Genomic DNA, 23759 nt, shown 5'->3' with positions numbered 1-23759 from the left:
CTCTCCCGTAGAAATAACGGGCGAGGTATTTGGAGGCCGCAGCGGCTGGAGCGGAACGAGCGATAAATCGGATTTGGAATTAGCGCGCGGTGGTCTTCAGGGTGGCGGCTTCTACTCTTGCGCGGGCTAGTTGTAGCGCTTCCTGGGCTGGCTGGTAGTTGGGGTCGTAGAAACTCAGGGTTGAGAATTGTTTGTCGGCTTCATCTACTTGGGCGGCGGCGGCGGTGGCGTCCACCGTCTCCGGGGATTCGGCGGTGCTGGCTAGAACCGTCATTGCGCTGTCCTTCACCTCGGCGAGGCCGCCGGAGATTACCCAGTGCATCTTCGTGCCGTCGGGGAGTTTGGCTTCCAGGACGCCGGGGACCAGCGACGTTATGAAGTTGATGTGATCGGGCAGGATGCCGAATTCGCCCAGCGGGCCGATCGCTGAGACTTCTTCGGCGTCGCCTTCGAAGACTACGCCGGTAGGAGTGACCAGTCTGAATGGGAACGTTGAGGCCATAGGTTCCACAACGAGTGCTATTCGCCGCGGGCGAGGCGTTCGGCCTTTTCGCGCGCGTCTTCGATAGTGCCGACCAGGTAGAACGCCTGCTCGGGGAGGTCGTCGCATTTGCCGTCGAGGATTTCGGCGAAGCCGCGCACGGTGTCCTTGCGGGTGACGTACTTGCCGGGCTGATTGGTGAACGGCTCCGCGACGAACATCGCCTGCGACAGGAAGCGCTCGACGCGGCGCGCGCGTGCGACGACCAGCTTGTCGTCGGCCGACAGTTCTTCCATCCCGAGGATCGCGATGATGTCCTGCAAGTCCTTGTAGCGCTGGAGGATGGCCTGCACACGGCGCGCGACGTCGTAGTGCTCTTCACCGACGACTTGCGGATCGAGAATTCGCGAAGTCGAGCCGAGCGGATCAACGGCGGGGAAGATCGCTTTCTCGAAAATTTTGCGATCGAGCGCCGTGACGGCGTCCAGGTGCGTGAACGTGGTCGCGGGCGCGGGGTCGGTGTAGTCGTCGGCGGGGACGTAGATGGCCTGCACTGACGTGATCGCCCCTTTCTTGGTGGTGGTGATGCGTTCTTCGAGCTCGCCCATGTCGGTGCCGAGGGTAGGCTGGTAGCCGACGGCACTGGGCATGCGGCCGAGCAGCGCGGAGACCTCCGAGTTGGCCTGCACGAAGCGGAAAATGTTGTCGATGAAGAAGATGACGTCCTTGCCTTCTTCGTCGCGGAAATATTCGGCGACGGTGACGCCCGTCAGCGCGACGCGGGCGCGCGCGCCGGGTGACTCGTTCATCTGGCCGTAGACCAGCGCGGTTTTCGAGATGACGCCCGACTCGGTGAGCTCGCGATAGAGGTCGTTGCCCTCGCGCGAGCGCTCGCCGACGCCGGCGAACACTGACACGCCGCCGTGCTGCTTGGCGACGTTGTTGATGAGCTCGAGAATCGTGACAGTCTTGCCGACGCCGGCGCCGCCGAACAGGCCGATTTTTCCGCCGCGCGCGTAGGGGCAAATCAGGTCGATCACCTTGATGCCGGTCTCGAGGATTTCCGCCTCGACTGCCTGGTCGGCGAAGGGCGGCGCGTCGCGATGTATCGGCATCAGCGACTTGCCCTGGATTGGACCGCGCTCATCGATCGCGTTGCCGGTCACGTTCATGATGCGGCCGAGGGTGCCCGGGCCGACCGGCACCGAGATTGGCGCTCCCGTGTTGGCGGCTTCCATCCCGCGCACGAGGCCGTCGGTCGAGTCCATCGCGATGCATCGCACGGTGTTCTCGCCGAGGTGCTGCTGCACTTCGAGCACGAGGTTGCCGACCTCGTCGCTAATCGAGGGATTGCTGACGCGCAGCGCCGAGAAAATCGGCGGGAGCGTGCCGGCGCCGAACTCGACGTCAACGACGTTGCCGAGCACCTGGTTTATTTTTCCTGGAGCGATCTGAGTACTCATAAACGGTGATTTCCCCGTGTGATTTCGATACGTGTTTTCAGCGCAACGCCTCGGCGCCGCCGACTATGTCCATCAGCTCGCGCGTGATTTGCGCCTGGCGGGCGCGGTTCATCTCGAGCGTGAGCGACGAGATCATCTCGTTGGCATTGTTGGTCGCCGCATCCATCGCGGTCATGCGTGCGCCCTGCTCGCTGGCCTCGGATTCGAGCAGCGCGTGGTAGACGCTCGCCTCGAGATATCCACGCAGCACGACGGGCACGAGTTCAGCGCGCGACGGCTCGACGAGGTAGTCGATTTTGCCTGCCTCGGATTTCGATATGGTGGCGTCAACGCTCGCGCCTTCTTTGATACCGGCGTCGCCCGGCGGCTTGATCGGCAGCAGGCGCTCGTAAACCGGCTTCTGCACGATGGCGGATTGGAAACGCGTGTAGACGATGCCGGCTTCGTCGATGGCGCCGGAGCTGTAGTCGGCGAGCATCTTGGCGGCGATATCGCGCGCGAGAGCAATCGTGGCGAGGCGTGGAAAATTATCGATTCGCGAGAGCGCGACCGGGACGTTGGTGCGGCGGAAATGATCGACGGCCTTTTTGCCGACTGCGAACAATTCGATGTCGAGGCCGTTGCCGCGGATCTCGCGCTGCGCCGCTTCGGCCGCGCGGAACAGGTACGAGTTGTAGCCGCCGGCCAGGCCGCGATCGGACGCGACCACCACCAGCAGCGATCGCTTTTGCGCGCCTTCGACCGGACCGACCGAAATTCCTTCCGACGTGAGCAGTGAGTCGGCGACGCGCGCGAGCGCTTCACTATATGGCAGCGCATTGACGAGCGCTTCCTGCGCGCGACGCAGCCGCGCGGCCGAGACCAGTTTCAACGCGCGCGTGATCTGTTGCGTCGATTTGGCCGACGCGATCCTGCGGCGGATTGCCTTGAGTGATGCCATCGTCGAGCGTTATCGCAACTACGCCGCCGTTGCGGGCGCGGCCGTTTTGTTTTCGGCCATGAACGATTGTTCGTAGGCGTCGAGTGCGGCCTTGAGCTTTTTCGTCAGCTCGTCGGAGATTTGTTTCTGGTCGCGGATTTCGGCGAGCAGGTCGGCGTGAAGCGAATCGAAGTTGGTGTAGAGTCCCATCTCGAACGGCCGAATCTGCTCGACGGAGAGCTTGTCGAAGTAACCCTCCTTCGCGGCGAAAATGATCAGCACTTCTTTTTCCACCGGCAGCGGACTGTACTGACCCTGCTTGAGCATCTCGGTCAACCGCGCGCCGCGAGCGAGCAGGCGCTGCGACGACGCGTCGAGGTCGGAGCCGAATTGCGCGAACGCCGCCATCTCGCGGTACTGCGCGAGGTCGAGCTTGAGCGAGCCCGCCACCTGCTTGATTGCCTTGATCGCGGCTGAGAATCCGACGCGCGAGACCGACAGGCCGACGTTGACGGCGGGACGCACGTTCGAGTTGAAAAGATCCTTGTCGAGAATTATCTGGCCGTCGGTGATCGAAATGACGTTGGTCGGGATGTAGGCCGACACGTCGCCTTCCTGGGTCTCGATCACGGGCAGCGCGGTGAGCGAGCCGCCGCCCATCTCGTCGCTCATCTTGGCGGCGCGCTCGAGCAATCGCGAATGGAGATAGAAGACGTCGCCGGGGTAAGCCTCGCGTCCGGGCGGGCGTCGCAGCAGGAGTGACAACTGGCGATAGGCCTGCGCGTGCTTGCTCAAATCGTCGTACACGAGCAACGCATGCTTGCCGGTGTCGCGAAAATATTCGCCCATCGTGCAACCGCTGTAAGGCGCGATGTATTGCAGCGGGGCGGCTTCGGAAGCGGTCGCGGCAACGACGGTGGTAAACTCCATCGCGCCGGCGCTGGTGAGCTTCTCGACAACCTGCGCGACGGTCGAGCGCTTCTGCCCAATCGCCACGTAAAAGCAATGCATGTTGAGGCCTTTCTGATTGATGATCGTGTCGATCGCGATGGCGGTTTTGCCGGTCTGGCGATCGCCGATGATCAGCTCGCGCTGTCCGCGTCCGATGACCAGCATCGTGTCGATGGCCTTGATGCCGGTTTGCAGCGGCTCCTTGACGGGCTGGCGGCGGATGATACCGGGCGCCTTGATTTCGATTCGCCGCGTCTCGGCCGATTTGATCGGACCTTTGTCGTCGATGGGCTGACCTAGTGCGTTGACGACGCGGCCGAGCAGGCCCTCGCCGACGGGAACTTCGGCGATTCTGCCGGTACGCTTGACCTCGTCGCCTTCCTGGATGGCCTGCGGGTCGCCGAAGAGCACGGCGCCGACGTTGTCTTCTTCGAGGTTCAGCACTAGGCCGTAAATCTGATGCGGGAATTCGAGCAGCTCGCCGAAGGCGGCGTTCTGCAATCCGTAGATTCGGGCGATACCGTCGCCGCATGAAAGCACACGGCCGGTTTCGCGCACCGAGATGCTACCCTCAAAACCCTTGATTTCGTTTTTGAGGATTTCGCTGATTTCAGATGGTCGGATTTCTGCCATATAGATGTCGTTTGTTCCTGCCTAGCCCGCGAGCAGGCGCTTGGCCTCCGCGAGGCGAGTTGCAATGCTGCCGTCGTAGATTTTACCGCCCAATTCCGCCGTGACGCCGCCGAGCAGCGCTGCGTCGACTTTCACAGTCGGGATGATTTTCAATTTCGCGATCGTCTCGAGGCCGCCGACCACGCGCGCGACTTCGGCGTCCGAGGGCTGAATCGCAAACGTGAGGGTCGCGCGCTCACGGCCCATCGCCTGATCGAGCAAGTCGCGATACGACTCGGCGATCGCGCCGATTTCGCGGACGCGCCCGTGGCGCGCGATCACGACCGCGAACGAGCGCACCGGGAAACTGAGATTGAGGCGCTCGGCAATCTTCGCCATCGCCTCCTGCCGCGATTGCTCGGACAGCTCGGGCGAGGCGAGGCGCTCGAGCAGCTCGGGCGACTCGACCATCGCGGCCAGCCGGTCGAGCTCGGCGCCCCACTTCTCCTCGATTCCCTTGTCGGCAAGATCGAGCAGGGCGCGCGCGTAGCGCTTGGCGACTCGCGAGCCTTTCATTGGCGGTCACCGTTGCCGAGCTTGTCCATGAAGCTGTCGAGCAGCCGGCCCTGATCGTTGCGCTGAAAATCGCGACTGATCAAACTGCTCGCCAACGTCGCGGCGGATTCGGCAAGCTGCGCGCGCACGCGCCGCTTCGCCGCTTCCGACAGTGCGGAACTGCTCATCTCGGTATCGCGATGGATTCTTTCGGCGGTGGATTTCGCCAGATCGGCGACCTTGCTGACCTGGAAAGCGGTTTCCTGTTCCAGCTCGTCCGCAAGCTTCTTGAGTTCCGCCGAGAGCGCGGCCATCCGCGCCGCCGCCTTGTTGGCTAAATCCTCGGCCTCGGCCAGTGCGCTTGCCGCGCGGGACAGCGCAGTGCGAATCGTGACGGCGCGATCGGCAAAAAATTTCTTCAGCGCAGGACCCGCAAAATGAACCAGCACCCAGACGAACAGGAAGAAGTTGATCGCGAAGAACATCAGCAGCAGCCATGAGCCGTGCTCCGCGCCTCCCTCTTCGGCGGCCAAGGCGGCTTGCGGAAAAAAAGCGGCAGCGAAAATCGCCGCCGATGTGATCCACTTCTTCATTTGGGATTGAAAGCAGTCGTGCCTAATTGTTTTTGCCCGTCGCCGCGCCGCTATTCAATGGCCGGCCCAGCACGCGCTCGGCGAGCTCGCTGGCGAGGCTATGCCCCATCTGCTCTAGCTCTCGCTCCGCCGCCTTGAGCTCCGCTTCTATCTTGACGCGCACCTGCTCGAGCGCCTCCCGCGCCTCGGCCTTTGCCCTTTCCATCATTTCGGTGGCTTCGGCTTCGGCCTTGCGGCGCTCGGCCTCGCGCCGCGCGATCGCGCCCTTCCGAACTTCGGCGAGCCGCGACTCGCGTTCCGCTTCGGCCTCGCGCGCCTGCTTGATCAAGAGCTCGGTGCGATCGTTCAAGTCCTTGAATCTGCGTTCGCGCTCGGACAGCAGGTTCAGGAACGGGCGAAAAAATAATCGGCTGAATATAAACCAGAAAACCAGGAACGAAACAATCAGCGCAAAGAACGTCCCCCAATTCGGCGGGATATGCATTTTACGGCGTCTCCCCTGGGGGGACTATCGAAGTTCTCTCCATCATCGGGAATGGGAACGCGGACTATACCAGCTCAACCGGCCGGGGCAGTTCAGGCCTGCTTCTGCCCTCCGACGGCGGCCTGCGGCACGCGCTCCTCCTTGGGGAATACTGTGACTTTGCGGTCGTCGCGGATGCCCTCGGGCTGCATCGAGCAATGCCCCTCGAATAGCGCGCCTTCCTGGACCGACAAGACGGGCGCCGTGATGTTCCCGCTGACTTTCGCCGACGGGCGGATTTCGATTCGCTGGGTCGCGACGATGTCGCCGCTGACTTTGCCGGCGACTGACACCGAGGCGGCGCGAATATGCGCGGTGATCACCGCGGCCTCGCCAATCGTAAGGCTGTCCTTGGCGTTGATCTCGCCGTCAACCTGGCCGTCGATTCGCGCGGGACCTTCGAATGAGATCTTGCCGGAGATTTTCGAGCCGCGATCGAGATATGCGCGACCGTCGGCCGGAGCAGGCCCGTTGGCTCGTGGAGCCATCGCGGACGTCGTCGAGGAAGCCGATGATGCAGGCGCTGGCGATGTGGACGAAGCTTGCGGCGTCATGGTCGGTTGAATTTTCGGATTCTTTTCGGGCTCTTTCGTGAACAGCGCCATCGCAAAACACTCCTCGGCGCAAACGGGCTTTCGCCCCGCGCCGCATTCCAGATTCGAGCTTAGGCTTGGCTATTAACCCATGCAAATGTAGGTGTCAAATTCATCCGGCAGTTTGTCGCACAGACGGTTGCCTCAACTGAGCGATCGTCTAATCTGAATCGATACCGTCACTAATTAAGGAGTATCCCCGATGGCCTCGAGCACGATCCCCGAGAAATTTCTCGACCTCCTCACTACCAAAAAGCCGCTCGCGAATATCGCGACGATAATGCCCGACGGATCGCCACAAGTGACCCCGGTGTGGTTCGACTACACCAACGGAAAAATCCGTATCAACACGGCGCGCGGACGGGTGAAGGCAAAGAATATGAAAGTCGGCACAAAGGTCGCGCTGGCGATCGTGGACCCTGATAATGCTTACCGGTACGTCGGAATCCGCGGTCCGGTCATCAGCGAAGACGAGACCGGCGCTGACGCGCATATCGACAGCCTGGCCAAGAAGTACCTGAATCAGGACAAGTATCCGTTCCGCACGCCGGGCGAGAAGCGCGTGACGTACGTGATCGAGCCCACCTCGGTGCACAGCCAAGGCTAACGCGGCGCTAGTCTGCGAATGTCGAGAATAGTCGGTGTCGCGGTCGAAGCTGCGGTGCTTTCGCGTTGACTCCAGCTATATCGTACGATATACCTTCCATCATGTATTACGCTGTTGCGGAGGATCACTCATGATGGTTTGCGGAACTCGACGTTTTCACAGACGCGGCCACTGGGGAGAATTCGGCATGATGGGCATGCGCGCGCGATTCTTCGGCCCGGGCGAAGTTCGGCTCGCGCTCCTGTCGCTAATCGCGGACGGTCCCAAGCACGGCTACGAGCTGATGCGTCAGCTCGAAGAGCGCTCGGGCGGAATCTACAGCGCCAGCGCCGGCACCGTTTATCCCACGCTCCAGCAACTCGAAGATGAGGGGCTGATTTCCTCCGATTCAAAAGAAGGCAAACGCGTCTACGCGATCACCGACGCGGGTGCCGCCGAACTCAAGCGCGAGGACGAGACGGTGCGGCGAATCTGGTGGCGGGCGCGTCGATGGGCCGGATGGCGTCACGCGAACGACCCGGACGCGGCCGAGGTTCGCGGCCCAGCCGAGCGCCTGGTCAAGGCCGCATTCAGAGCGGTGGCAGGCGAGTCGGCGTCGCAGGAGCGCATCGACAAGGTGCGGGAAATACTCGAGCGCGCGATGCGCGATCTTGACAGCATGCGCGACAAGCCGTAGCGCGCGCGTTCGCTATCGTGCGATAGGTGGCGGCGTCTCGATCGTCTCGCCACAGGTCGAGCCGCAATCGGGGCAGACGTACAAGTACTTGTCGCCCTGCGGGAGGACAAGCAGCAGGCGTTTGCGCACCTTGACCGCGCGCTTACACTGCGGACACGCCAGCAATGTGGCCTCCATCCGCTCGAACGATGGCCTGCGCTGCTCTCGCATCGGAATGGTAGGGTAGCCTAAGATTTCTTTTCGTCCAATGAATGAACGCACCGCCAATACGACGCGTCCGCGGGTTTATCTGGAGACCTACGGATGCCAGATGAATGTCGCCGACTCGCAAACGGTCAGCGCGGTTTTGCGCCGCGCGGGTTACGTCACCGCGGATGCCGTCGAAGATGCGGACGTCGTGCTGCTCAACACCTGCGCGATTCGCGAGCATGCCGAAGAGAAGGTGCTGCATCGGCTGCGGGAGCTTGCGCGCCTCAAGAATTCGCGGCCGGAGGTGAAGCTCGGGCTGCTCGGATGCATGGCGCAGCACAATCGCGTCGCGATCATGGAGAAGGCCGCGTTCCTCGACGTGGTCGCGGGGCCCGACAGTTATCGCCGCCTGCCTGAAATGATCGGCCGCGCCGGCTTCGACCCGTCGATCGACGTGCGCCTCGATCGCGCTGAGACCTACGCCGACATCACGCCCGACTACGGCGGCGGCGTGCGCGCATACGTGACTGCGATGCGCGGATGCGACAAGTTCTGCGCGTTCTGCGTGGTGCCATACGTCCGCGGCCGCGAGCGCTCGATTCCGCCGACCGACCTGATGCGCGAGATTGGCGAACTGGCCGCGCGCGGCGTGAAGGAGGTCGTGCTGCTCGGGCAAACCGTCAACGCCTACCACTTCGGCGACACCGACTTCGGCGCGCTGCTCAGGACGATTGCGACAATCGATGGGATCGAGCGGATTCGCTTCACATCGCCGCATCCGGGCGACATGAGCGAGTCGATCATCGAGGCGATGGCGACGGAGCCGAAAGTCCAGCCGTATCTGCATCTGCCGATCCAGTCCGGCTCGGACAGAATTCTTGCTGCGATGGAACGCGGCTACACGGTCGCGGAATATCTCGACCTGGTCGCGCGCGTGCGCGCGGCGATTCCCGGAGTCGCGCTTTCGACGGACATCATCGTCGGCTTTCACGGCGAAGAGGAATCGGACTTCGAGGCGACGACCGCGATCATGCGCCAAGTCGGCTACGACTCCGCGTTCATGTTCAAGTATTCGGTGCGCGAGCACACGCGCGCATTCAAACTCGGTGATTCTGTCAGCGAAGAAGAAAAGGGCCGCCGGCTGACGGCCCTGATAGCATTACAGGAAGAAATGTCGCTGGCGCGCAATCGCGCGATGATCGGGCGCGAGTTCCCGGTGCTCGTCGAGGGGCCGGCGCGGCGCGGCGGCGCGATGATGTCTGGCAAGACGCCGCAGTTCAAGACTGCGATCTTTCGCGGTCTCGAGGGAGTCCGCGCGGGCGACACCGTTAACGTGCGCGTCGATTCCGCCACCGGGCATTCGCTGATGTGCTCGATCGCGTGACGGTTTAACGTTAGATAGAAACCGAGCTGGGAGGCATCTCGTCATGATCAAGACCCGCGGAGTGAACCATATTGCGATCAGGATCAGCGATGTCGCGCGCGCATCTGACTTTTACGGCAAGCTGCTCGGTCTCGAGGTCGTGCCGTTTCCCACGATGGACCGCGAGAAGGCGGCGGAATTCCGCGACGGGGTAGCGTCAAGCAAGGGAGTACCCAAGCCTACCGGTGGGATTTGGTTCGCCGCGGGCAGCACGCAGCTTCATCTGATTGCGACTCCCGGGCACACGGAACGCACCGGAAGCCCGTTCGGACCGCATCTGGCGCTGGAGGTGGAAGATTTCGACGAGACCAGGCGGACGCTTCAGAAAGTCGGCATCGACTTCCTTGAGGCGCCGTCCAGGCTGGGCGCGGGCAGGCAAATCTGGATATCGGATCCCGACGGCAACACGGTGGAACTGAGAGCGGAGAAGTAGACGGACCACAGCGCTTCGTTACGGCGTCGACAACTTGCATCTTGATCCGCAGAACCCTCACCTACCGGCCGCGACGCGGCCGGCTGCCTCTCCCGTGAAAATAACGGGCGAGGTAGGATTCGCTTCGCTCAGAGTCACTCAAAGGAAGTTCTAACAGGGACGAAGTCCCGCCTCTTTGTCCTACTACCGGTGCAGGGGTCACCCCTGCCGAAGGAAGTGTGAAATCCACCGCGGGTTTCACATTCAATTGGTTCTTCGCGCTGGTGTGCACTCTCACCGTACGTAAATCGGATTCGACAGTATCCACAGCTTGCCACTGCGGTAGGCTTCGATTCGGTATGCGCCTGGGGACTTGGGCGTGAACTCGAGCGTCGATGCGTTCTCGGCTGACGCCACTTCAGCGCCGTTTTGATACATTGCGATGATATCAGCCGGCGCCGGCAGCTCGGTCCTGAGCGTTAGTCCCGGCGCGAGATGTATTTCGTCGCCCATCATCGCCATCGTGTCGCCGACGTGTGCGAAGAACGCGAACGCGCCGACGTAGCCTAAATAGTCGAAGCTCACGTACGAATGCCCGAGGCGGAGCGCTTCGAGGAGCGGCGCCGTATTGCGCTCGCGCGCAAGCAAATGGGTCGTGCAGAACAGAAAAAGTTGCGGAATCGTCCCGACCTTCGCGCCGAGCACGTTGAGGTTGTCGGGTGCGCCTATCCCCGCGAGCATCGAAATACGCGCGCCGGTCGTCATCCGGTCGTAGAGTGCGAGGTTCGCGTCGGGGCGGACGTCGAGGCCGGCCAGGAAATGATCGGTGCCGGAAAAAATCGCGCGAAAGTAGAGCGTCGTGGGACTCTGTGCGAGCCACGCCGAGCGATCGTTGTAAACTTCCATCGCGTCAGCAAGCGCGTAGTCCTCCGACGACGCGAACTTCGCGGGGTCGCTCGCAATCGCGAGTCCGCCCTGGTCGTGGATCGCCGCAATCAAATCGTTCGATGCAAGATTCGGCTTGATCGGCTCGTGGAGGTTTGCGCCGACTATCTGGCTTCCACCGACGTCGAAGGCGCCGCCTGAAACAAAAAGTATGTCGTTGGTGAAGCCGGCGATTCCGAAGTCTGTGTCACCGGGCCCGACGCGATCGGCGAGAAAAATAAAATCGATTTGGGCAGTCTTGGCCAGGTCCGCGATTCCCGGTTGATCCATCCCCGACGCTTTGATCGGCAGGTCGACGATTCCGCGGTAGTCGTGGAAGCCGGGAAACTCCGGCGCCACCTCGATGTATCGTGCGGGCGGAAGTTCGGTGCTCGGCAGCGGCGAACTGCATGCTGTCAGAGTAGCCACGATAGCCAGCAGCCAATACTGAAAAAAGCGCGGACGCGTCATCAGAGAATCGAGCGTCCCTGCGCACCGTCCACGGGGAGGTTCGCGCCCGTAATCCAGCTCGCGCGCGGCGACGCCAGCATCACGACCGCGTACGCGACTTCGTCGGGACGGCCCAGGCGCCCGGCCGGCATCTCGTGGCTGATGAAATCCTTCTCGAAGGCTGGATTCTCGCGAAAGCGCCGCTCCCAGTTGCCGCCGGGCGTGAGGATCGAGCCGGGAGCGATCGTGTTGACGCGGATATTTTTCGGCGCAAACTCCCGCGCGAGCATCTTGGTGAACGAATGCAGCGCCGCCTTCGACGCGTTGTAGGTGAGCGGCCCACCCGACTCGCGCCCGTAGATCGAACCAATATTGACGATCGAACCGCCGCCGCGCTTCTCCATGTGCGCGGCGCAAAGCCTCGCGAGCCGCACCGGCGCGAACAGGTTCAGATCGAACTGCTCCTGCCACGCAGACTCGGGCAGTTCCGCGAGCGCCCCCGGCCGCGCCGCGCCCGCATTGTTGACGAGCACGTCGATTCCGCCGAATTTTTTCACTGTCTCGTCAACCCACCTTTGCGCATCGCCGGGCTTGGTCACGTCGCCGACGAATCCCATCGCCGACCCCGTTTTCGTCAGCACGGCGACCGCTTCGTTCAACGTATCCCGCGTTCGCGCGCATACGCTGACGTGCATCCCTTCGTCCGCGAGCGCATGAGCCATCGCAAGGCCCAACCCGCGGCTGGCGTTACCATCGCGACTTTTCCCGTCAATCCCAAGTCCATCTGGAGCTCCTTCCTAACACTGGGTGCAGGGGTCACCCCTGCCGCCCACTGCGCAGGTGATTTCTTTTACCAGACGCGGGTTGTGCTCATGAAGTGGAACTGCGCGATCCGCAAAGAACCTGTTGCCGCGACTTCGCAGGTTGACTCTGACCGGGGGCGGACCTAGACTCGACGGGCTAATCACCGGACGGACGGAGGACTATGGAAATTCGGGTCGAAGGCTCTCTTGATCAGGCGATGCGAGTGCTCAAACGCAAGCTGGCCAAGGAGGGCGTTTTCAAAGAGATGAAGAAGCGGGCTTTTTACGAGAAGCCCAGCGTCCGCCGCAAGCGCAAGCGTTCCGAGGCCCAGCGCCGCCGCCGCAAGGAACAGCGCCGCCGCCGCGCCTCCGCGATGTAGCTTTTTTCAGTGAATCCGCTTTTCTGCGGATGATCGAGTGAAATTTCCCTTCCTGTCCGCGAAGTAAACTACGCTGGCAATGGGCGCCAGGTGAAGATCACCTGCCCGCCCGCGACGTAGCAGTCTAAATCATAATGAGGTTGGCCGCCTTCGGCGCGGTGGACGCGGAAATTTTCGACCGCGCGATGCAACGCGTCTGGAGTCAGCGTCCCGTCAACGCACTTGCCTTCGAGCTGCTGCGCGCGCACCTCGGCGCCGAGATGGACCGGCAGGCATCGAGCGCCGCAATGCTGATCGAGGGTGCCGGCGCCCACGCATGAGCATCGCAGGCACAGCACTACCGGTCCGCGAGTGTCACTGGGCGCGGCGAAGAACTCGCGCTCGAGGCGATCGAGTCCCATCGCACATTCGCACCATGCTTCGCGCGCGCGCTCGGCGGAAAAGCGGCGAATCGCGCGGGCCAGCTCGCGCATCAGCGTTTCATTCGAGCGCGGCTCGAGCGCGACGATCGAGTCGTCCTCGATTCGCATCGAGGCTCCGAGTTGCTCGGCCAGGAAGTGGCGCAGGTTGATCGGCAGGCGGCTGCCAAGCTGCAAGCGCTGCGTCTCGAACGGCGCGGGCTCGGTTGGGGTGCCGCGCGACGGGCGCGAAAACGTCCGCGGGTTGCCGAATACCGACAATGATTGCAGACGCTCCAACGGCGACGGCGCGCCGTAAGCAAATCGCGATGCGTGGGCGCGTCGATGAACCAGGGGTCCGTTTCGCACAGTCTCAACCTCCCAAGGCTTCGAGTTCCGGTCGGTATGCCGCGCGCGCGGCCTTGCCGCCGGACACCGTCAGGGGCCGTCGGATGGATATTTCAAATTTCGAATTGTAACTGCGAGTGATGTGTGAGAAATCGAATCGGGAAGCGCGGGAAATGGTCCCTATCGCCCTCGCGCCGCGCCAATAACAACAGCCGCGGCGCCCGGCGACGCCGACTTCAGGGCTGCGTGATCGAAAAGCGCCAATACAAACTTGCGCCATGCGCACCGGCTCTTTTCATCGGACCATCAGCCCGGCTCGGCATCTCGCGATGCCCGCCCGCCTGCCCGCACCACACCTCAATCCAAGCAGCGGCTCGATGGATATGCGCGCGTCGAACTAAGTGGTCAAATCCCCCAAACTTGGCCGTTGCGATCCGCGCGACGTTTTCAGGCCATCAAGAGTAACGATCAGTAAGACGGCATCTTAACTAGCGCGCGTACCGTGGTCGGGCAACATCGCGCGAGCGATTAAGATCCGATTGCAAACTTGACAACCGGTGGCGCAAGTGCACCTTTTCGCGCGCGATCGAGCCGTGCCCACAGCAGCTAAATGAGATGAGCTAATGAACTTCGCTCGCCGCTAAAACACCGTGGTCCGCAAACGCCTCGAAATCAAAATATCCACTGCCGCAGGCCGGAATAGGGTTTGTCGCATATGCGACACTTGCGGAGGCACTCTTCGACATACGCTGATCCGAACGCGCCGCTTTGCAATCGCCGAGCGCGCGAGAATTAAGCGAACAAATCCTCTGTCTTGCGCGGATGACCGCAAGTCCATTCGCGGTCTAATGGAAAAGATTTACACCCTGGAAATTTTTTTTAATGGGCCGCTTCGGCCGGCAGGTTGCGCGTGTCGCGCTTGAGGAACAGGAACGTCGGCACCAGCACCAGCATCAGCACCGTCAGGATGCGGTAGATGTCGTTGAACGACAGCATCATCGCCTGCCGCTGCACCATCCCGTAGAGCATCGCCATGCCGTGCTTGTGCCCCATCGCGAATTCGGTGCCCATGTTGAGGCCGCCCGGCATCTGCATATGCGGGAGAGTGAAGACCGTGATGTGCTCGACGAGGTAGCTCTGATTGATCTGCTGGCGATGTATCAGCAGGGTCGTCAGGTACGACGTGCCGATCGCGGCGCCGAGGTTGCGCGTGACTGAATAGAGACTCGCCGCGCGCCCCATCTTGAATTTCTCCATCGAGCTGAGCGCGGCCGCCGACAAGCCCGGGAATATCAGCCCGGTGCCTACACCCTGGATCACTGTCGGAACTACGATTCGCCGCACGTCGGACGCGAGATTCAGCCCCGCCATCCGCCACATCGCGATCGCGACCAGGATGAAGCCGATACCGACCAGCGGCCGGATATCGCCGCCGCGGCGCGCAATCGAGCCCAACACGATCATCGAGAACATCGTGCCGAAGCCGCGCGGCGCCATCACCAGTCCCGCCTTCGACGCCGTGTAACCGAGCGTCTCCTGCAGAAACACGGGATTCAGGATCGCAGTGCCGTAGAGCGTGAAGGTCAGAAAAATTATCAGCACCACCGGCAGGGTGAAGTTCATGTTCTCGAGAATCGAAAGATCGACGACCGGGTCCTCGGTGTGCAGCTCGTGATAGATCAGCACCGCGAGCGAGACGAGCGCGGCGGCCGTGCAGTAAACGACCCAGGGGCTGGTGAACCAGTCGGCGCGCTCGCCGCGATCGAGCACGATTTCGCCGAGTCCGAGCGTGACGAACAGGCAGGTGATGCCGAGCAGGTCGATGGGACCGCGCCGCAGGTTGCGCATGTAGGCGGGGTCGTCAACGAAGCGATACACCATGAACGCCGCCAGCGTGCCGATCGGCACGTTGATATAGAAGTTCCAGCGCCAGCTCCACGCGTCGGTGATATAGCCACCGATCGTCGGACCCATGATCGGCGCGACCATCATCCCGATTCCCCACACCGCCATCGCCATCGCCTGCTCGCGCGGCGGAAACGTCTCCATCAGGATCGCTTGCGACAGCGGCATCATCGCCGCGCCGGCCGCTCCCTGCATCAGGCGGAAAAAAACGATTTGGTTGAGCGATTGCGCCACCCCGCACAGCGCCGACGACACGATAAACATCGTGATCGACGCGACAAAGTAGCGCTTGCGCCCGAAGCGCTCGGCAATCCAGCCGGTCATCGGGATCATGATTCCCGCGGCAACCAGGTACGAAGTAACGACCCACGCGATCTCGTCAACGCTCGCCGAAAAACTACCCTGCATATGCGGCAGCGAGACGTTGACGATCGAGCTGTCGAGCACCTCGAGCACCGTGCCGAGCATCACGGCGAACGCGATCACCCACTTGCGCGTCGAGGAAAACTCATGCACCTCGTGCGTCGGTTGGGTGAGAGTTTTAGGCGCAACAGCCATAGAGGGAATCCTCGCCTCTAGGCTACAAAGGCGTTGTCGAGGATGCAAAAGACTTGAACCGCCGATGCGGTCATCGCGACAGCATCGACAGGAACTCTATTGAATGTGAAACCCGCCGTGGGTTCCACTACAATCAAGTTCCTCATGCCTCATTCCGCCCTGCCAGCCGGCCCCGGCCTGATCGCGACTTTCGATTTCGTGCGCAATCCGTTTCGATTCCTCGACGCATGCGCGCGCCGCTACGGCGATTGGTTCACGGTGCGCGTGCCGGGAGTCTCGCCGTTCGTATTCACCAGCGATCCAGCCGCAGTGCGCGAGGTTTTTCTCGGCGACCCCGACGCGCTTCATGCGGGCGAGGCCAACCGTCCGCTGGGCGCGTTCATGGGCGAGCGGTCGTCGCTGTTCCTCGACGGCGCAGAGCATCTGCGCCAGCGCCGGCTGCTGCTGCCGGCGTTTCATGGCGAGCGGATGGCCTCGCACGCTGATGCGATGCGCACGGCGGCCGACAATGCGATCGCGTCGTGGCCGACTGGGCGGCAGTTCGCGATTCATCCGCAGATGCGCGCGATCACGTTCGAAACGATCATCCGCACAGTCTTCGGATTCGCCGACGATGAATCTGGCACGGAGCTGCGCGCCTTAATGAAAAAATTGTTCGCGCTCTACTCGAGCCGCCTCGGCACGCTGCTGTCTCTGCCCGCGATGCGCATCGACGCCGGCCCGTGGAGTCCATGGGGCCGCGCGGTCAGGCTGACGCGTCAGATCGATTCGATCCTCTACGCGGAGTTCGCGCGGCGGAGAAAGGAGGGCCTCGAAGGACGCGCGGACGTCCTTTCGATGCTGCTGGCGGCGCGCTACGAAGACGGACAACCGCTCCCCGACAACGTAATCCGCGACGAGATGTACACGCTGATGCTCGCCGGCCACGAGACCACCGCAGCCACGATGGCGTGGATAATCAACCGCCTGCTCACGAATCCCGACGTGATGGAACGCGCCCGCGCCGAAGTCTTTTCAATATTAAGAGACCAACAACTCGATTCGTCTCACGTCGGCAAATTGAAATATGTAGAGGCGGTGATCAACGAGACGATGCGCCTGGACCCTGTGATTCCAAACTTCGGCCGCACGCTGAAAAGGCCGCTGAAGATCGCAGGCGGCGATCTACCCGCAGGCGTGACGATCGCACCATGCATCTACCTGGTGCATCGCCGCCCCGAACTATGGCCAAACCCCAACCAATTCAACCCCAACAGATTCCTCGAATCCCGCCCAAGCCCCTACACGTTCTTACCCTTCGGCGGCGGCGCAAGAAGATGCCTGGGCGCAGCCTTCGCGACGTATCAGATGAAAATAGTAATCGCAGAAATCCTATCGCGCGTGGAGCTAAAGCCAGTGGATGGCTACGTCGCGAGAGCCACCCGCCGCGGCATCGCCTTCGCGCCGAGCGAAGGCCTCCCGGTTATCGCGACCGGTGCCGCTGTATCGTGACCTAGCGCTTTTTCGGGGTGGAGGTCATGCCTAGAGTCGGTGGTCCGGGAGAATTGAACCCTTCCAGTCCTTACCAAACTGGGTCAGTTCGATCCAATTGCGATGACTGCGGGTCTGTCTGGTTCACAGAGTTTGAAGACGGCGCGGAAGCAACCGCTCGATTGCTGGATCGTATGAAATTTCGGAAAAATCCTTCTTGAGAAGCTCGGGCTCTCTGATAGCGATAGCTATTGTCACGACTGCTAGGTGCGAGATTCGAGCTGGCTCAAGTCCGGATGCTGCGGCGGTGATCCAATCGACCTCGCCTCGCTTCGTTCCCATGTAAGGACTTGTCGTTGGAGCGGGTCCGACGGGCGCACGGAGCGGCACATTCCGGATGACCGCTACGTTGAGAAGTACTCACTTCGCCGATATCGATCGCGGTCGGGAATGCGTAGATTTCGTCCTTGACTTGGGGGGAAGACTGTATCTACCTTCCACCCACACTCTCGGGCTTGCTTTTTGAAGCTTCTTGTTCGTCAGGGCGCAGACCATGTTTCGGCTTCCACGCGGCGGCGAGCGCATTGGCTTTTTTGATATCCGCCGAGTTCATTTGCCGTTCTGCTCCTTCAACTTGGAGCTCGTAAAATGGGAGATTGCCCTTGGCCGCGAGCCGCATCCACATATCCGCCTGAACCATATCGCGTGGGAGCTCCTTGAGGCCCTGCATATAAGTCTGGCCTCGCAGTAACTGCGCATCCTGGTTTCCCTGTTCGGCGGAAAGCCTCATCCACATCAATCCCCGGGCGACGTCTTTGCGGGGCAGGAGGTAAATAGTGCCGAGAAAGAATTGCGCGTCAGCGTTGCCCTGATCGCCGGACGCCTTGAGCCATTTAATTGCCTCGTCACGATCCATCGGGACCCCCTGGCCCAGCAGATACATTTTGCCGAGATACAGTTGCCCTTCCGCGTCGCCTTGTTTGGCCGCAGGCGCAAATTCCTTAAGTGCCGTGGCATAGTCCTTATTCTTGTAGGCGCGCTCGGCAGATTTAAGATCCGCGGCAACCGAAGGCTGAGCATAGAGCAAAATGGCGAAGGCGCAGAACCACACACGCTGTAACCACAAACCCATCTGGACTTCCTCTTCTTCGCGGTTGTCTCGCGCCGCGGATTTGAAGTTGGGCGCCGTACTCCGGATTACATGAAGCGAAAGCAGGCCTCAAGCTAGGTTCGCTTGAGGCCTGCCTTGTTTCAGCGGAGAGCAGTCGTCAGAAAGAAAGATCCGAAGTGGCCTCAGCGCTTGGCTTGAAGACCTTGTTCTGTTGGATGGTGAGGTTCACCGGCCCGACGCAAGTCATCGATTTGGCTATCCCAAAATCGGCCAGAGAAGAAGTCCATGTCGTCCGAACATCGTAGACGCCCGAGCTGAGGGGTGCGAGGATCCAGTCGAAGCTGTGGGCCGAAACTGTGCCCTCATTGAAGCTGATGAAGCAGCCACCAGCCGACGCCGTGCAAGTGGCTTGAAGTCCCTGGAACAGGTTGGTGCTAATCTGGATGAAGCGGGAATCGTAGGTGACCGGGAAGTTCGGTGAGGGCAAGGTGGTATTGCCGCTCGGCCCAGATTGGACAGTCACTGCGAAGTCCACCCTGGCGAACGCGGAGCTCGTCGAAGTGGTTTGCTTCGAGCTGATGGTCGCGTCCGTCAGAAGGCCGATGACCGCTGAGGGCCTCACGTCGAACACGTTGCCGTTCCCACTACTGGTCTTGATAGCGACGTCGGTGTGTCCGACGCACGACGAAGTCGCGGAGCCTGAGCAAATGCCTGTGTTCGAGCAAAAGCCGTTGATGGTATCGCAAGTTGTCCCGCTAGCTAGGCACTGTGTACCGCCCGCAGTGCAAGCGATGGCCCCTTGGCAGGTCTGTGTTCCGCTCGGACAATTGGCGTCTGTCGTGCAGGCGGTGCCCCCGGAGGAAATCGGACCGCAAGGCATGCCACCGGTTATTGAACCGTCGGAGTTGTTGAGCACGCATGCGGTGAGACCGCCCGCGTTTGAGTACTCGAAACTGCCGCTGCTCTGGGCGAACGCTCTTGGAGCACCCACTGCGGCGATCAAAGCCGCCCCTGCTAAAAGGCCCACGATTCCCTTCATGATTTCCTCCCATCTTTAAGGGCTCCACTATTAGAGCGCCCGGTTTGGCGCCGCCCCAAATCAGCGCGGCGCGATTAATTTGGACTCAATAAGATAGAAAAAGATGAATATAGGCGCTTTTAGCATCGGATCGGAATATCGTCAAGTTCTTCGCCCTCAGTTCATTCACAGACACTTCGTCAGCCTAGGGCGGGTGAACAATTTGAGGCTCCTGTCTTACAATCTGGGCGGCGTTGACTCACTTCTTGGCCCTAACGTATGTTAGGCAGATGACTCGCTGCGGACATCGCGGCGCAGCAAATCGGGTGATCAGATGCCTCATGAATCTCGACTGAACTTCTCTACCGACGAAATTCTGGCCAACGTTGATACGCGCGAGCCGCTCATCGTTAAGGGCGTTAAGTGCCATGGCGGGTTTGATGCGGACGGCAATTATCGGTCGCCGCGGACTGCGTTTCGCGTGCCCGCGATCAAGGCATGGCAGGAGCAGCATGTTGCGACTTCCGGGACTGCGCTGTTTGAGATTCCGGCCGATACCGTCTCGCCGCAGGTGCCTAATGTTGCGCAGGTGAAATTTTTGCTCCGGTCGGGCGTGCGCAAGCCGATGGTGCGATGGCTGTCGGAAATCGCGATCGTCGAGGGCTTCGGCGCGATGATTCGCGAACTGCCGGTGCCGCCCCTCAACACTTTCATCCGCGAGGATACCGCCGGCACCGCGCTGGCCCATCTCGCGAGCGGCCTGTTCGAAGCGCATGCGCGCGACGAAGCGGGATGGACCGAGGAGGGCGGGCATCGCCAGATGTGGGACGCGGCCCGCGACGCGGCGCTGTCCAATCCCGCTATCTCGCCTGAAATCTACGCCGCTATCATCGCACGGCGTAGAGGCCAGCCGGTCGCGATGTTTCCGGAGCTTGGCGAGCCGGTCGAGCGCTTGATTCGCTTCATGGTCAACGTGCTCGCGATCGAAGTCTTTGCCGCCTCGACGTTCGCGTGGGCCGAGGAAATCCTGTCCGATCCCGAAGTCTCCGACGCGCCCGCCGCCGCCGCCAACCTGGTGCGCTACATCCGCGCCGACGAGGCGCCGCATGTCGAGTACCTTCGCACCGCGCTGTCCGAAGTTCAGGCGCGCACGCTCCTCACGCTCGACGGCAAACCCATGTCCGGCCGCAAGGTCGTCAACGATCTCGCGAACCGGGGGATTCGCACGATGCTGCGGCAGCGCCTGAACGAGCGCCCGGTGATGGTCCGCGATTTGATTCGCAAGACCGCCAACGTCAAGGACCTCGACGCCTTGATGCGCGAGTTCGACGCGCTCGGCACGCCATGGACCCCGCCCGCGCGCTACGCGGACCTGGCGCCGACGCCTGGCGCCTCCGCGCACGTCGGCTACTGATTCCGTTTTCCTCCCACGTTCGTCGGGGGAGGGCGAGGGTGGGGGACAATTTTGCGGCGCGGTTGTCCGTTTGCGCCGCACGTCCTCATCCATCCGTGGGGATGAACTTCTAAGCCTGCTCGCGCGGCAGCAGACCTGCTAGACTGTCGAGCCTATGTGCTCCTCTAACCCTCGCTCCGCCAAAGTCTCTTTACCGGCCGGAGAAGAACGCCCGGTTGCGATCTCGAATTTGACGGAACGAAACTAGCCATAGCGGCAGCTTCCTATCAAACCACTATATGTAGTGTGAAATGCCTCTTTTCCGTCTGATCCAAAAGTCGGGATCGTCGCGAATAGTCGCCGCCACGATCGCGATTGCGATCGCGATCGCCAGTGCGCCCGCATCTGCGCAGGGTCCTGCGACTGCGTCGCAGGGCGCATCGGCGGCGCCGAGCGTCGCTGCGGCTGCCGCGCCGCAGCCGGCGGCGGCGGCGAGTCCCGCGGCCGTGAGCACGGCCGCGGCCGCATCGCGGCCCGACGCGCACACCGTGATTTCGTACCTGAGCGACGTAATCAACTGGTACGGGCATCTCGGCGTCGAAGCGCAGCTCGTGCGCGATCCCGACGAGACGCTCTTCTTCGCCGATGACCGCCAGACAGCCGGCGAAGTTCTGAAGCTCGCCTTCGAGTACGCGCGCGCGCAGGCGGCGTACCTCGCCAAGGCCGGCTCGAAGCCCGCCGCCGCTGGTACTGCGGCTGCACCTGCGGTTGCGCCCGGCGCCGCCGGGCTGGGCAACGTAACGCAGTCTTTGCATGCGCTCGACGCCGCGGCGAGCAAGCTCCGCGCGCGCATCAAGGATTTGCAGGCGCAGCTCGCGAAAGCGCCGGCGGCCAAGCGCAACGCGATCGCGTCCGAAATCCAGGGCGCGCAGAACGAGCTCGATCTCAACCAGGCGCGTGTCGAGGCGCTCAACGCGCTCGCGCAGTACGAAAGCGGCAGTGCGGCGCCCGATCAGAACGCCGGACTGATCGCTCAAATCGACGAGCTCGAGCATTCGATCTCCGACAGCAGCAAGAAAACGCTTGCCCCGGCCGAGACCGCCCTGGCGGCGAGCACCGAGCCCACCGGGATTTTAGGCCTCGTTACCGAACTGTTCGCGCTCAGCAACAAGCTCGACGCCCTCGAGCAGAACCGCGCGCTGGCGCAAGCGCTATCGACGCGGGCCGCCGGCGTCCGCAACTCGATCCTCGCCTTGATCACCACGCTCGACGCGCGCGGCAACGCACTCGCTCAGGGCGCCGGCGCCGCCGACATCGCTTCGCTTAAAGACCGCAAGCAAGCGTTCGAGAATCTGCTCGACGAGCACAGACTCCTGAGCGCGTCCGCGCTGCCGCTCAGCAAGCAGATCGTGCTGCTGGGGATTTACACCAAGAACCTCGGCCGCTGGCACGACGCGATCTCACAGCGCTGGAAAAGAGAATTCCGCAGCCTGCTGATCCGCCTGATCGTGCTCGGCGCTTCGTTGCTAATCATTTTCCTCGGCTCGATCGTGTGGCGATGGCTGACCAATCGCTACGTGACCGACATCCGCCGCCGCGGCCAGGTGATGGCGGCGCGGCGTCTCGTGCTCGGCATCATCATCGTAGTCGTCGTGATGGTGAATTTCGCCGACGAGCTGGGCTCGGCCGCCACCGTCGTTGGATTTGCCGCCGCCGGTATCGCCGTCGCGCTGCAGAACGTGATCCTGTCGATTGCCGGCTACTTCTTTTTGATCGGGCGCTTCGGAATCAAGGCCGGCGACCGTGTGCAAATCGGCGGCGTGACCGGGGACGTGATCGATATCGGGCTGGTGAAACTCTCACTGATGGAACTCGGCGGCACCGGGACGCATCGCGAGCCCACCGGCCGCGTGGCGGTGTTCTCCAACGCGATCGTGTTTCAGCCGTCAGGCAACTTCTTCAAGCAGGCGCCCGGCACCAGCTTCGTATGGAACGAGGTGCGGCTCACGCTCGCGCCCGACATCGACTACCGGCTGGCGGAGAAGCGGCTGCTCGACGCCGTGAACGAAGTATTCGCACGCTATCGCGACCGCGTGATGCGCGACTACCGGCATCTCGAGCGCGACCTCAACATCATGCTCGAGACGCCTAAGCCGCAGAGCCGGTTGCACCTGAGCCAGTCCGGGCTGGAAATAGTCATTCGCTATCCCGCCGAGACCTACAGCGCTCCGCAAATCACCGACGAAATTTCGCGCCGCGTGCTCGACGCGATTAACCGCGAGCCGAGCCTGCGCCTCGCGCCGCAGGGCAGCGCGAACATCCAGTCGCAGGTCCCACCGTCGGCGAGCGGCGAAGATGGCGCCGAGCAGCCGGCCGACGCCAACGGGCAGGCGGCCGCGGATGCGCCGAGTGCGACTGCCGGCGAAGAAAAATCCGCCGGCACGACGCGCGCAAATAAGTAGATTTCGCGGAGCGCACTTTTTTAAGGGCAGAATCTTGAATCGCGTGCGAAAAATGCGCGCTGTATAGGGACCCTCACCTTCATCCTCTCCCTAACAGGGAGAGGAGACAGAGAGCTACGCCGGGGGAGTACCGGCAATGCTGTCGACGATGTCGGCCAGTTCGGGAATACGGTAGCGCTCGCCGTTGTAGGCCTTGTACATCAGGACCACCCAGAACACCGCGAGTGCGATGTCGATCAGTGTCAAAATGAAATTGAGCAGCGCCCCCAATCCATGCGGCAGCACTGCGATGAAAACGCCGAACACGACGGCGATGGCAAACCACGCAACCGAGAAGCCAATCGACTGACGCGCGTGGAAGCGGATGTACTCGTCCTGGTTGTATGGTTCGAGGTAGAGAAAAATCAAGCCGGTGACGAAGCCCAGCAGGTAAGTCAGCGCCGCGATAATGTTGGCCTGCGGTTTTCGGCTATCACCGTCCATCGCGAATTCCTCCTCTCATCTCGACCGATGACCTGGAAGCGAGATCAACCCGGTACCAG

General features: G+C 61.9%; 24 protein-coding genes. 8 read left to right on the top strand and 16 right to left on the bottom strand.

Annotated features, from left to right (window positions below; translation table 11 throughout):
• Positions 1–79 precede the first annotated feature (79 nt).
• From atpC to VJX68_RS11005, 8 genes are all read right to left on the bottom strand, one after another.
• Positions 80–502 (bottom strand): ATP synthase F1 subunit epsilon, encoded by a 423-nt coding sequence (atpC, locus tag VJX68_RS11040; protein WP_324095744.1) that lies wholly within the window; start codon positions 500–502, stop codon positions 80–82.
• Between the two features lie 17 nt (positions 503–519).
• Entirely contained in the window at positions 520–1944 is a 1425-nt protein-coding gene (atpD, locus tag VJX68_RS11035) for a F0F1 ATP synthase subunit beta (protein ID WP_324095743.1), read from the bottom strand.
• Positions 1945–1981: 37 nt separating this feature from the next.
• Complete coding sequence (gene atpG / locus VJX68_RS11030; RefSeq protein ID WP_324095742.1) at positions 1982–2884, bottom strand: ATP synthase F1 subunit gamma; 903 nt, start codon at positions 2882–2884, stop codon at positions 1982–1984.
• An 18-nt stretch (positions 2885–2902) separates the two neighbouring features.
• Complete coding sequence (atpA, locus tag VJX68_RS11025) at positions 2903–4447, bottom strand: F0F1 ATP synthase subunit alpha (protein ID WP_324095741.1); 1545 nt, start codon at positions 4445–4447, stop codon at positions 2903–2905.
• A 21-nt stretch (positions 4448–4468) separates the two neighbouring features.
• On the bottom strand, positions 4469–5002 hold the full coding sequence (atpH, locus tag VJX68_RS11020; protein ID WP_324095740.1) for an ATP synthase F1 subunit delta: 534 nt from the start codon (positions 5000–5002) through the stop codon (positions 4469–4471).
• Complete coding sequence (locus tag VJX68_RS11015; RefSeq protein WP_324095739.1) at positions 4999–5574, bottom strand: F0F1 ATP synthase subunit B family protein; 576 nt, start codon at positions 5572–5574, stop codon at positions 4999–5001. The genes atpH and VJX68_RS11015 overlap by 4 nt, the downstream gene beginning before the upstream one ends.
• Positions 5575–5596: 22 nt before the next feature.
• Positions 5597–6058 carry an ATP synthase F0 subunit B gene (locus tag VJX68_RS11010; protein WP_324095738.1) on the bottom strand — a complete coding sequence of 154 codons (462 nt, stop codon included), beginning with the start codon at positions 6056–6058 and terminating at the stop codon, positions 5597–5599.
• Between the two features lie 92 nt (positions 6059–6150).
• Entirely contained in the window at positions 6151–6702 is a 552-nt protein-coding gene (locus VJX68_RS11005) for a bactofilin family protein (protein ID WP_324095737.1), read from the bottom strand.
• Between the two features lie 190 nt (positions 6703–6892).
• Between VJX68_RS11005 and VJX68_RS11000 the strand changes: the two genes are divergently transcribed.
• Both VJX68_RS11000 and VJX68_RS10995 read left to right on the top strand, forming a co-directional pair.
• Entirely contained in the window at positions 6893–7297 is a 405-nt protein-coding gene (locus VJX68_RS11000; RefSeq protein ID WP_324095736.1) for a PPOX class F420-dependent oxidoreductase, read from the top strand.
• Positions 7298–7484: 187 nt separating this feature from the next.
• Positions 7485–7973, top strand: a complete 489-nt coding sequence (locus VJX68_RS10995) for a PadR family transcriptional regulator (RefSeq protein WP_324095735.1) — start codon at positions 7485–7487, stop codon at positions 7971–7973.
• Positions 7974–7985: 12 nt separating this feature from the next.
• Here VJX68_RS10995 and VJX68_RS10990 read toward each other — a convergent pair whose 3' ends face one another.
• Positions 7986–8183 carry a hypothetical protein gene (locus VJX68_RS10990; protein ID WP_324095734.1) on the bottom strand — a complete coding sequence of 66 codons (198 nt, stop codon included), beginning with the start codon at positions 8181–8183 and terminating at the stop codon, positions 7986–7988.
• A gap of 37 nt (positions 8184–8220) precedes the next feature.
• Here VJX68_RS10990 and miaB point away from each other — a divergent pair, with 37 nt between their 5' ends.
• Both miaB and VJX68_RS10980 read left to right on the top strand, forming a co-directional pair.
• Complete coding sequence (miaB, locus tag VJX68_RS10985; protein ID WP_324095733.1) at positions 8221–9546, top strand: tRNA (N6-isopentenyl adenosine(37)-C2)-methylthiotransferase MiaB; 1326 nt, start codon at positions 8221–8223, stop codon at positions 9544–9546.
• A 43-nt stretch (positions 9547–9589) separates the two neighbouring features.
• The gene (locus VJX68_RS10980; protein WP_324095732.1) at positions 9590–10018 is read left to right on the top strand and encodes a VOC family protein; all 429 of its coding nucleotides are present in this window, start codon (positions 9590–9592) and stop codon (positions 10016–10018) included.
• Positions 10019–10291: 273 nt separating this feature from the next.
• On the opposite strand, the gene VJX68_RS10975 is transcribed toward VJX68_RS10980, so the two are convergent.
• The gene (locus VJX68_RS10975) at positions 10292–11392 is read right to left on the bottom strand and encodes a CehA/McbA family metallohydrolase domain-containing protein (RefSeq protein ID WP_324095731.1); all 1101 of its coding nucleotides are present in this window, start codon (positions 11390–11392) and stop codon (positions 10292–10294) included.
• Positions 11392–12093 (bottom strand): SDR family NAD(P)-dependent oxidoreductase, encoded by a 702-nt coding sequence (locus VJX68_RS10970; protein WP_349255910.1) that lies wholly within the window; start codon positions 12091–12093, stop codon positions 11392–11394. Before VJX68_RS10970 ends, VJX68_RS10975 begins: the two co-directional genes overlap by 1 nt.
• A gap of 263 nt (positions 12094–12356) precedes the next feature.
• Here VJX68_RS10970 and rpsU point away from each other — a divergent pair, with 263 nt between their 5' ends.
• The gene (rpsU, locus tag VJX68_RS10965; protein WP_304820716.1) at positions 12357–12554 is read left to right on the top strand and encodes a 30S ribosomal protein S21; all 198 of its coding nucleotides are present in this window, start codon (positions 12357–12359) and stop codon (positions 12552–12554) included.
• Between the two features lie 68 nt (positions 12555–12622).
• On the opposite strand, the gene VJX68_RS10960 is transcribed toward rpsU, so the two are convergent.
• Both VJX68_RS10960 and VJX68_RS10955 read right to left on the bottom strand, forming a co-directional pair.
• On the bottom strand, positions 12623–13321 hold the full coding sequence (locus tag VJX68_RS10960; protein WP_324095729.1) for a hypothetical protein: 699 nt from the start codon (positions 13319–13321) through the stop codon (positions 12623–12625).
• 858 nt (positions 13322–14179) lie between these two features.
• The gene (locus VJX68_RS10955; RefSeq protein ID WP_324095728.1) at positions 14180–15763 is read right to left on the bottom strand and encodes a DHA2 family efflux MFS transporter permease subunit; all 1584 of its coding nucleotides are present in this window, start codon (positions 15761–15763) and stop codon (positions 14180–14182) included.
• Positions 15764–15907: 144 nt separating this feature from the next.
• Here VJX68_RS10955 and VJX68_RS10950 point away from each other — a divergent pair, with 144 nt between their 5' ends.
• Positions 15908–17254: a cytochrome P450 gene (locus VJX68_RS10950; protein ID WP_324095727.1), complete on the top strand. Its 1347-nt coding sequence runs from the start codon at positions 15908–15910 to the stop codon at positions 17252–17254.
• Between the two features lie 469 nt (positions 17255–17723).
• Here the strand turns inward: VJX68_RS10950 and VJX68_RS10945 are convergent, their stop codons facing one another.
• A complete protein-coding gene (locus VJX68_RS10945; protein WP_324095726.1) occupies positions 17724–18365 on the bottom strand; it encodes a tetratricopeptide repeat protein in 642 nt (213 codons plus the stop codon).
• 136 nt (positions 18366–18501) lie between these two features.
• Positions 18502–18975, bottom strand: coding sequence for a hypothetical protein (locus tag VJX68_RS10940; protein WP_324095725.1), 474 nt, complete (start codon positions 18973–18975; stop codon positions 18502–18504).
• Positions 18976–19696: 721 nt separating this feature from the next.
• On the opposite strand from VJX68_RS10940, the gene VJX68_RS10935 reads away from it, so the two are divergent.
• Both VJX68_RS10935 and VJX68_RS10930 read left to right on the top strand, forming a co-directional pair.
• Entirely contained in the window at positions 19697–20776 is a 1080-nt protein-coding gene (locus VJX68_RS10935) for a hypothetical protein (protein WP_324095724.1), read from the top strand.
• 290 nt (positions 20777–21066) lie between these two features.
• Entirely contained in the window at positions 21067–23217 is a 2151-nt protein-coding gene (locus tag VJX68_RS10930) for a mechanosensitive ion channel family protein (protein WP_324095723.1), read from the top strand.
• A gap of 114 nt (positions 23218–23331) precedes the next feature.
• Here the strand turns inward: VJX68_RS10930 and VJX68_RS10925 are convergent, their stop codons facing one another.
• Entirely contained in the window at positions 23332–23700 is a 369-nt protein-coding gene (locus VJX68_RS10925; protein ID WP_324095722.1) for a DUF4870 domain-containing protein, read from the bottom strand.
• Positions 23701–23759: the final 59 nt, after the last annotated feature.

Source organism: Binatus sp. (SeqCode), from assembly GCF_035272065.1.
Taxonomy (GTDB): domain Bacteria; phylum Desulfobacterota; class Binatia; order Binatales; family Binataceae; genus Binatus.
Note: the sequence above shows the minus strand (reverse complement) of the source record. Positions and strands in the feature narration are given on the sequence as shown.

Excerpts from the sequence above, each read along its gene's own strand:
- VJX68_RS11010 (WP_324095738.1), bottom strand. The coding sequence starts at position 6,058 with ATGCATATCCCGCCGAATTGGGGGACGTTCTTTGCGCTGATTGTTTCG.
- atpD (WP_324095743.1), bottom strand. The coding sequence starts at position 1,944 with ATGAGTACTCAGATCGCTCCAGGAAAAATAAACCAGGTGCTCGGCAAC.
- VJX68_RS10930 (WP_324095723.1), top strand. The coding sequence starts at position 21,067 with ATGCCTCTTTTCCGTCTGATCCAAAAGTCGGGATCGTCGCGAATAGTC.
- VJX68_RS10925 (WP_324095722.1), bottom strand. The coding sequence starts at position 23,700 with ATGGACGGTGATAGCCGAAAACCGCAGGCCAACATTATCGCGGCGCTG.
- VJX68_RS11015 (WP_324095739.1), bottom strand. The coding sequence starts at position 5,574 with ATGAAGAAGTGGATCACATCGGCGGCGATTTTCGCTGCCGCTTTTTTT.
- VJX68_RS10990 (WP_324095734.1), bottom strand. The coding sequence starts at position 8,183 with ATGCGAGAGCAGCGCAGGCCATCGTTCGAGCGGATGGAGGCCACATTG.
- VJX68_RS10980 (WP_324095732.1), top strand. The coding sequence starts at position 9,590 with ATGATCAAGACCCGCGGAGTGAACCATATTGCGATCAGGATCAGCGAT.
- VJX68_RS10970 (WP_349255910.1), bottom strand. The coding sequence starts at position 12,093 with ATGGCTCATGCGCTCGCGGACGAAGGGATGCACGTCAGCGTATGCGCG.
- VJX68_RS10995 (WP_324095735.1), top strand. The coding sequence starts at position 7,485 with ATGATGGGCATGCGCGCGCGATTCTTCGGCCCGGGCGAAGTTCGGCTC.
- atpG (WP_324095742.1), bottom strand. The coding sequence starts at position 2,884 with ATGGCATCACTCAAGGCAATCCGCCGCAGGATCGCGTCGGCCAAATCG.
- atpH (WP_324095740.1), bottom strand. The coding sequence starts at position 5,002 with ATGAAAGGCTCGCGAGTCGCCAAGCGCTACGCGCGCGCCCTGCTCGAT.
- VJX68_RS10955 (WP_324095728.1), bottom strand. The coding sequence starts at position 15,763 with ATGGCTGTTGCGCCTAAAACTCTCACCCAACCGACGCACGAGGTGCAT.
- atpA (WP_324095741.1), bottom strand. The coding sequence starts at position 4,447 with ATGGCAGAAATCCGACCATCTGAAATCAGCGAAATCCTCAAAAACGAA.
- VJX68_RS11000 (WP_324095736.1), top strand. The coding sequence starts at position 6,893 with ATGGCCTCGAGCACGATCCCCGAGAAATTTCTCGACCTCCTCACTACC.
- miaB (WP_324095733.1), top strand. The coding sequence starts at position 8,221 with ATGAATGAACGCACCGCCAATACGACGCGTCCGCGGGTTTATCTGGAG.
- rpsU (WP_304820716.1), top strand. The coding sequence starts at position 12,357 with ATGGAAATTCGGGTCGAAGGCTCTCTTGATCAGGCGATGCGAGTGCTC.
- VJX68_RS10945 (WP_324095726.1), bottom strand. The coding sequence starts at position 18,365 with ATGGGTTTGTGGTTACAGCGTGTGTGGTTCTGCGCCTTCGCCATTTTG.
- VJX68_RS11005 (WP_324095737.1), bottom strand. The coding sequence starts at position 6,702 with ATGGCGCTGTTCACGAAAGAGCCCGAAAAGAATCCGAAAATTCAACCG.
- atpC (WP_324095744.1), bottom strand. The coding sequence starts at position 502 with ATGGCCTCAACGTTCCCATTCAGACTGGTCACTCCTACCGGCGTAGTC.
- VJX68_RS10975 (WP_324095731.1), bottom strand. The coding sequence starts at position 11,392 with ATGACGCGTCCGCGCTTTTTTCAGTATTGGCTGCTGGCTATCGTGGCT.
- VJX68_RS10950 (WP_324095727.1), top strand. The coding sequence starts at position 15,908 with ATGCCTCATTCCGCCCTGCCAGCCGGCCCCGGCCTGATCGCGACTTTC.
- VJX68_RS10935 (WP_324095724.1), top strand. The coding sequence starts at position 19,697 with ATGCCTCATGAATCTCGACTGAACTTCTCTACCGACGAAATTCTGGCC.